Origin of the sequence: Microbacterium sp. (assembly GCF_030149085.1) — a bacterium.
Classification (GTDB): domain Bacteria; phylum Actinomycetota; class Actinomycetes; order Actinomycetales; family Microbacteriaceae; genus Microbacterium.
The window spans coordinates 1-6,531 of record NZ_JASBSF010000343.1 but is presented as its reverse complement, the minus strand read 5'-3'; the positions used below and the strand labels follow the sequence as shown (position 1 = coordinate 6,531).

Genomic DNA, 6,531 nt, shown 5'->3' with positions numbered 1-6,531 from the left:
CGGTTGTTCCGGGTCGAGCCCAAGAATGAAGCGACCTCGACCTACACGCTCGAAGAGGTCGCGACGATCGTGGCGCAGTCGCGAATGGAGGGCGTGCTCGAGGACACCGCGGGCACGGTAGCGGCAGTCGTCGAGTTCACGGAGAAGAAGGCCCGCGATATCGCTGTTCCGCTCGCTGATCTGCTGACACTGCCGCAGAACACGACGCCCAAGCAGATCGAGCGTGCCGTCGCCAAGAACGGATTCTCGCGATACGTCATCGTGGACCCTGCGGGTATTCCGCTCGGCTACGTCCACCTCAAAGACATCCTGCGAGCTGCCGAGGGAGAGGACGCCGCGACTGACGTCGTGCGGCCGATCGACCCCGCTCGCATCCACCACATGGTGCCCGTGACGGAGAACACCGACCTCGAGGATGCTCTTGCTCTCATGCGGGAGCAGGGACGACACCTGGCTCAGGTACGCGACGCGAGCGGCACCATCACCGGTGTTCTTTTTCTCGAGGATGTCATCGAAGAACTCGTCGGTGAGGTACAGGATGCCACCCGTCGAGGCTGGCGAATCGAACGGTAGGGTCCGCGCTCACACGATCCGCGTGGGGCGGGCACGCTCGTACTGCGCGGGCCAGTAGTCGATATCGACGCCGAGCTCTGCCGCAGCGCGCAGGGCGAAGTGAGGATCGCGCAGCCACTCGCGCGCTGCCATGACGGCATCCGCGGCGCCTGACGCGAGAACCTCCTCGGCCTGTGTGCCCGCGGTGATCATCCCCACCGCGCTCACGGGAACTCCCGCTCGCTCTCGCACTTCACGGGCGAACGGCACTTGGTAGCCCGGACCCGCGATGACCCGCTGGTGCGCGACGAGACCGCCGCTGGAGATATCGATGAACACGGCGCCGTGCTCAGCCGTCCAGGCGGCTACCGTCGCGGTCTCCGCGACATCCCAGCCGCCCTCAGCCCAGTCTGTAGCCGAGAATCGCACCATCACGGGGGTGGTCGGCGCGGCAGCCCGGACGGCGCCGATCACCTCGAGGAGCAGTCGGGCTCGGTTTTCGAGCGAACCGCCGTAGGAGTCTGTTCGCTGATTCGACAGCGGCGAGAGGAACTCGTGGAGCAGGTAGCCGTGCGCGGCATGAACCTCCAGCACATCGAAGCCGGCTTCGACGCTGCGGCGGGCGGCTGCCGCGAAGTCCTCGACGACCTTCGCGATTGCGGCGTCATCCATCTCCTCGGGGACAGCGTAGCCCTCGTAGGCGATCGGTGAAGGCGCGAGCGGCTGCCACCCGCCGTCGGCTGCCGGCACAGTCCCGCGACCTGCTTTCAGCGGGGACCACGTCGACGCCTTCCGACCCGCGTGCGCGAGCTGGATTGCGGCAAGAGCGCCGCGAGCACGGATCTCAGCAGCGATCGGTGCCCAGGCATCGCGCTGGCGGTCGTTCCAGATTCCCGTGTCCTCAGGGCTGATCCGGCCCTCGGGGCTGACCGCGGTCGCCTCGGTCATGACCAGACCCGCGCCGCCGGTCGCGAACGAGCTGAGGTGGGTGAGATGCCACGTGTTCGGCATCCCGTTTACCGAGCTGTACTGACACATGGGGGCGACCCACAGGCGGTTGCGGGCCCGCAGCGAACCGAGCTCGACGGGGGTGAACAGCAGACTCATCGATTCTCCAGAGGTAGGGTTGCTCGCATGTTGCGGTCATGGGCGGCGGATGACGCGCGCCGCGTCCTGGGAAGACCAACCGCTCACGACGACAAGTATTCCCGCGGCGTCGTCGGCTTGCGGACCGGGTCGCGGCAGTTCCCCGGTGCCGCTGTGCTCGGTGTCGAAGGTGCCTGGCGCACGGGCATCGGCATGGTGCGCTACCTTGGCCCGGCTCGACCCACACGGCTCGTACTGGCGCGGCGTCCCGAGACCGTCACAGCTGGCGGCCGCGTCCAGGCGTGGGTCATCGGTTCGGGTACGAGCTCCGAAGATCGGACGGATGCCGAGACGCGCATGTTGCGCCACGTTCTCGACGGGCCCGATCCTGTCGTCGTCGATGCCGGCGCAATCGATCTGGCGGCATCTGCTACAGCTCCGTTAGTCATCACACCGCACGCCGGCGAGCATGCCAAGCTCCGCGCTGCGCTCGGACTCGACCCGGACGGTGCCCGCAGCGCGGCGGGTGCAGCCGAGACCGCGGCGGCGCTGGACGCCGTGGTCCTCCTGAAAGGCGCCACCACCGTGGTCGCGTCCCCGGAGGGCTGGGAGTGCGAGATCGAAGCTCCGACGTCGTGGCTCGCAACTGCCGGGACCGGGGACGTCCTGGCAGGGATCCTCGGGGCTGTCACAGCCGGGGCGGCTGCGCGACGCGCGACAGTTTCGCTTGCCGCGTGTGCTGCGACTGCTGCATGGCTCCATGGCCAGGCCGCCCAGACCGCGTCGGAGGCCGTAGCCGGCGGACCGATCACGGCGCTGGATGTCGCCGAGCATCTCCCGCTCGTCGTGGGCCGCCTTCTCGGGGGCCCCGAGACGACGCCAATGCTCATCGAATCGTGATCTGCGCGACCGGCGGGCTGGCGGGGTGGACCTCACCGCTTCCGTAGGATGGTTGCGTGGGACGGCGGGGTTGGATGTGGGTGGCGTTCGCCCTCGTACACGGATTCGTTGCAGTAGCGGGCTACCAGCTCCCGAACGCACCGATGGGCGATGTGTACCTGGTCTACGAGCCCTGGTCGGGCTGCGCACTCGGCATCATGGATTACTGCGGGACGTCGGGACGGCAGATCGTCGGGATCACCGAGCCGTGGGTCTATCCGGCTCTGGCGCTCGTTCCCATGCTCGCGGCCTGGTTGTTCGAAGCCGCGGTGTCGTACACGCCGGCCTGGGCGATTCTCGTGACACTCGTGGACGCCGTCGCATTTGCCGTGCTGCTCGGTGACGCGCGATCTCGCGGGCGGACGATCGCCGCCGCGTTCTGGCTCACCTTCCTGGTTGCGCTCGGGCCCGTCGGAATGTATCGCCTCGAAGGGATCGCGGTTCCGCTCGCGATCATGGGATGCCTGTGGCTCGTACGCCGGCCGTGGCTCGGATCAGCATTGCTTGCCGTCGGCACCTGGATCAAGGTGTGGCCAGCCGCACTTCTGGCGGCAGCCGTTGTCGCGGTGCGACGTCGCCTTGCCATCGTCGGCGGTGCCGTCGTCGTATCGGCAGCCACCATCGCGGTGGTGGTCGCGCTCGGCGGTGGACGGTATCTGTTCGGCTTCATCAGCGACCAGACCGGCAGGGGCCTGCAGATCGAAGCTCCCGTGTCCGCCGTGTACATGTGGTTCTCGGCGTTCGACGTCTTCGGGTCCCGGGTGTACTACTCCAGCGACCTGCTCACGTTCCAGGTCACCGGCCCCGGTGTCGACGCCGTGATCGCCCTCATGACGCCGCTGCTGGCGGCATCCGTGCTGGCGTTGCTGCTGCTCGGGCTGTGGGGAGTGCGCCGTGGAGCGCACATCGTGCGGCTGTATCCGGCGCTGGCGTTCGCCCTGGTCCTCGCCTTCATCGTCGTCAACAAGGTTGGCTCGCCCCAGTACATGACCTGGATCGTGGCGCCTCTGGTCTACGGGCTTGTGGTCGACCGTGCGACCTGGATGCGGCCCGCCGCCGTCGCGGTGGCAGCTGGGCTTCTGACGCAGATCGTCTACCCGATCTACTACAACTTCCTCATGACAGACCACCCCGCCCCGGGGGTTGTCGCCCTGCTCACCGCGCGAAATCTCGCTCTCGTGGTGATGTTCGCGTGGTCGGTCATCCATCTGGTGCGCGTTGCCCGCGAGGGCGGGTCTGCCTCGACCCGGGCGCCGCGCAGACGCCCGGTATCCGTCAGCGAAAGGTCTGCCTCATGATCGTTGCCTTCTCCGTCGCCCCTAGCGGTACCGGTAACGCCGACGGATCCGTCCACGACGCCGTCGCAGCGGCCGTGCGGATCGTTCGGGAGTCGGGACTGCCGAATCGTACGTCGTCGATGTTCACCGAGATCGAGGGGGAGTGGGACGAAGTGTTCGCGGTCGTGAAGGCTGCCACCGAGGCCGTCGGCGCGTACGGTTCACGGGTCTCGCTCGTGCTCAAGGCCGACATCCGCCCGGGCTATACCGGCGAACTCGACGGAAAGCTTGAGCGCCTCGAGCAGGCCCTCAGTAACGAGGACTGACACCGCCGGACTCCGCGATCAGCTCTCCAGGAGCCGGCGAAGATGGGTGCTCACTGTCGGCGTCTCGATGAGGAAGCCGTCGTGGCCGAAGTCGCTCGAGATGACCGCTGCCTGATCGCCGTCGAGAGTGGTGCGGATGCCGCGGGCGATGCGATGTTGTCCCTCGATGGGGAAGAGCCTGTCACTGTCGATGCCGACGACGAGCGCGGTGGCGCTCACGCGAGACAGGGCATCTTCGATGCCCCCGCGATCGCGGCCGACGTCGTGGGAGTTCATCGCCTCCACGAGCGTGATGTAGGTGTTCGCATCGAAGCGGCGCGTAAAGCGGTTGCCGTGGAAATCGAGGTACGACTCGACCGCGAACCGGCCACCGTCGCCCAGAGGGCTGACCTCTGACTGCCAGGAGCGCTGGAAACGCTGGTTGAGCTCGGTGGGGGAACGGTAGTTGAGCAGGGCCATGCGCCGTGCAAGAGCGAGCCCGCGATGCGGTCCGTCGCCGTCGGCCGCATCGTAGTACTCGCCGCCCTGGAAGCGTGGGTCGACCCGGATTGCCTCGAGCTGCACCGAATTGAGGGCTATCTGGTCGGCGGTGTTCGCCGGGGGAGCAGACAGTACAGCGACCCGCTCGAGCCGGTCGGGGTACTCGATCGCCCACTCGAGCGCATGCATCCCACCCATCGATCCGCCGATGACAGCTGCCCACACGTCGATGCCGAGAGCGTCGGCGAGCTGCCGTTGCGCGTGGACCTGGTCGCGGATCGTGAGGTACGGGAAGCGAGCCGCCCATTCGTACCCGTCGGGGGCGATCGTCGCAGGTCCGGTCGAGCCCTGGCATCCGCCCAGCATGTTCGGAGCCACGACGAACCACCGGTTCGTGTCGATGGCGCTTCCGGGCCCGACGATCCCGTCCCACCAGCCGTCGGTGGGATGCCCCGGGCCTGCTGGTCCGCGCACGTGCGAGTCGCCGGTCAGCGCGTGGAGAATAAGGATCGCGTTGTCCCGCGTGGGGGAGAGTTCGCCCCACGTCTCGAATGCGAGGCGGTAGGCGGGAAGCTCGGCGCCGCCCTCCGTCCGGAACGCGCCGAACGCGGCGAAGCGGCGGTCGCCGGCGGGGTCGCCATCACGCCAGGCGCCTGTCGCCGGGGGCCTGCCCAGCAGTAGGCGCGCGTCGGCCTCGGTCACGGGCGATGAGGGCACCGTGTCTTCCGAGGTCTGCCAGTCCATTCGCCTATTCTCGCGGGTCCGCCCCGGCATCCGTCGCAATGTGACGTTTCCCGCGTCCAGACTCGAACGCCGAAGGGTCGCAACTTGCCGCTGGATCGGGGATCCGTGCGGCGTGTTGCGACCCTTCGGGTGCGAGATGCAGGTCAGGCGTTAGCTGCGGCTCCGACGCTGCGGGCCGCTGCGAGGGCCTGGGCGAGGTCAGCCTTCAGGTCCTCGATGTTCTCGAGACCGACCGAGAGGCGAACGAGGCCCGGCGTAACGCCCGCCGTGAGCTGCTGCTCGGGCGTGAGCTGCGAGTGGGTCGTGGATGCCGGGTGGATCACGAGCGAGCGCACGTCACCGATGTTGGCCAGGTGGCTGAACAGCTCGAGCGAGTCGACGAACGCGCGACCGGCGTCGACACCGCCCTTGAGCTCGAACGACAGGACCGCGCCGACGCCCTTGGGTGCGTAGGTGTTGGCCGCCGCGTACCAGGGCGAGGTGGGAAGACCCGAGTAGTTCACGCTCGCCACGTCATCTTGGCTCTCGAGCCACTCGGCGATCTCCTGCGCGTTCTGCACGTGACGCTCAATACGCAGCGAGAGCGTCTCGATGCCCTGCAGCAGCAGCCAGGCGCTGATCGGGGAGATGGACGAACCCAGGTCGCGCAGCAGTTGCACGCGCGCCTTGATGATGTAGGCGATGCCGTCGCCGACCGCGGTCGTGTAGGACGCGCCGTGGTAGGAGGGGTCCGGCTCGGTCAGACCGGGGAACTTCTCGACGTTCTGCGACCAGGCGAACTTTCCGCCGTCGACGATGATGCCGCCGATGGTGGTGCCGTGACCGCCGAGGAACTTCGTCGCCGAGTGGATGACGATGTCGGCGCCATGCTCAAGGGGACGGATGAGGAACGGGGTGGCGATCGTGTTGTCGACGATCAGCGGCACGCCGTTCTCGTGTGCGACGGCCGAGACCGAACGGATGTCGAGCACGTTGATCTTCGGGTTGCCGATGGTCTCGGCGAAGAAGAGCTTGGTGTTGGGGCGGACGGCGCGACGCCATTCCTCGGGGTCGTCCTGGTTCTCGACGAACGTCGTCTCGATGCCGAGCTTGGCGAGCGTGTACTTGAAGAGGTTGTAGGTGCCGCC

The 6,531-nt window shown here is 67.6% G+C and carries 7 protein-coding genes; 4 read left to right on the top strand and 3 right to left on the bottom strand.

Annotated features, from left to right (window positions below; all coding sequences use genetic code 11):
* The coding region (locus Q1V87_RS14150) for a CBS domain-containing protein (RefSeq protein WP_300594204.1) at positions 1–573 on the top strand (573 nt) is incomplete at its 5' end.
* Positions 574–582: 9 nt separating this feature from the next.
* On the opposite strand, the gene Q1V87_RS14145 is transcribed toward Q1V87_RS14150, so the two are convergent.
* Entirely contained in the window at positions 583–1,659 is a 1,077-nt protein-coding gene (locus Q1V87_RS14145; RefSeq protein ID WP_300594201.1) for an NADH:flavin oxidoreductase/NADH oxidase, read from the bottom strand.
* 27 nt (positions 1,660–1,686) lie between these two features.
* Here Q1V87_RS14145 and Q1V87_RS14140 point away from each other — a divergent pair, with 27 nt between their 5' ends.
* Genes Q1V87_RS14140 through Q1V87_RS14130 form a run of 3 tightly spaced genes read left to right on the top strand, consistent with a single transcriptional unit; the run spans position 1,687 to position 4,180 of the window.
* On the top strand, positions 1,687–2,538 hold the full coding sequence (locus Q1V87_RS14140) for an ADP/ATP-dependent (S)-NAD(P)H-hydrate dehydratase (RefSeq protein WP_300594198.1): 852 nt from the start codon (positions 1,687–1,689) through the stop codon (positions 2,536–2,538).
* A 56-nt stretch (positions 2,539–2,594) separates the two neighbouring features.
* Positions 2,595–3,875 (top strand): hypothetical protein, encoded by a 1,281-nt coding sequence (locus Q1V87_RS14135; RefSeq protein WP_300594196.1) that lies wholly within the window; start codon positions 2,595–2,597, stop codon positions 3,873–3,875.
* Complete coding sequence (locus Q1V87_RS14130) at positions 3,872–4,180, top strand: thiamine-binding protein (protein ID WP_300594194.1); 309 nt, start codon at positions 3,872–3,874, stop codon at positions 4,178–4,180. Before Q1V87_RS14135 ends, Q1V87_RS14130 begins: the two co-directional genes overlap by 4 nt.
* An 18-nt stretch (positions 4,181–4,198) precedes the next feature.
* On the opposite strand, the gene Q1V87_RS14125 is transcribed toward Q1V87_RS14130, so the two are convergent.
* Positions 4,199–5,404: a homoserine O-acetyltransferase gene (locus tag Q1V87_RS14125; protein WP_300594191.1), complete on the bottom strand. Its 1,206-nt coding sequence runs from the start codon at positions 5,402–5,404 to the stop codon at positions 4,199–4,201.
* A 143-nt stretch (positions 5,405–5,547) separates the two neighbouring features.
* A partial coding sequence (locus tag Q1V87_RS14120) for a PLP-dependent transferase (RefSeq protein WP_300594188.1) occupies positions 5,548–6,531 on the bottom strand: 984 nt, incomplete at its 5' end.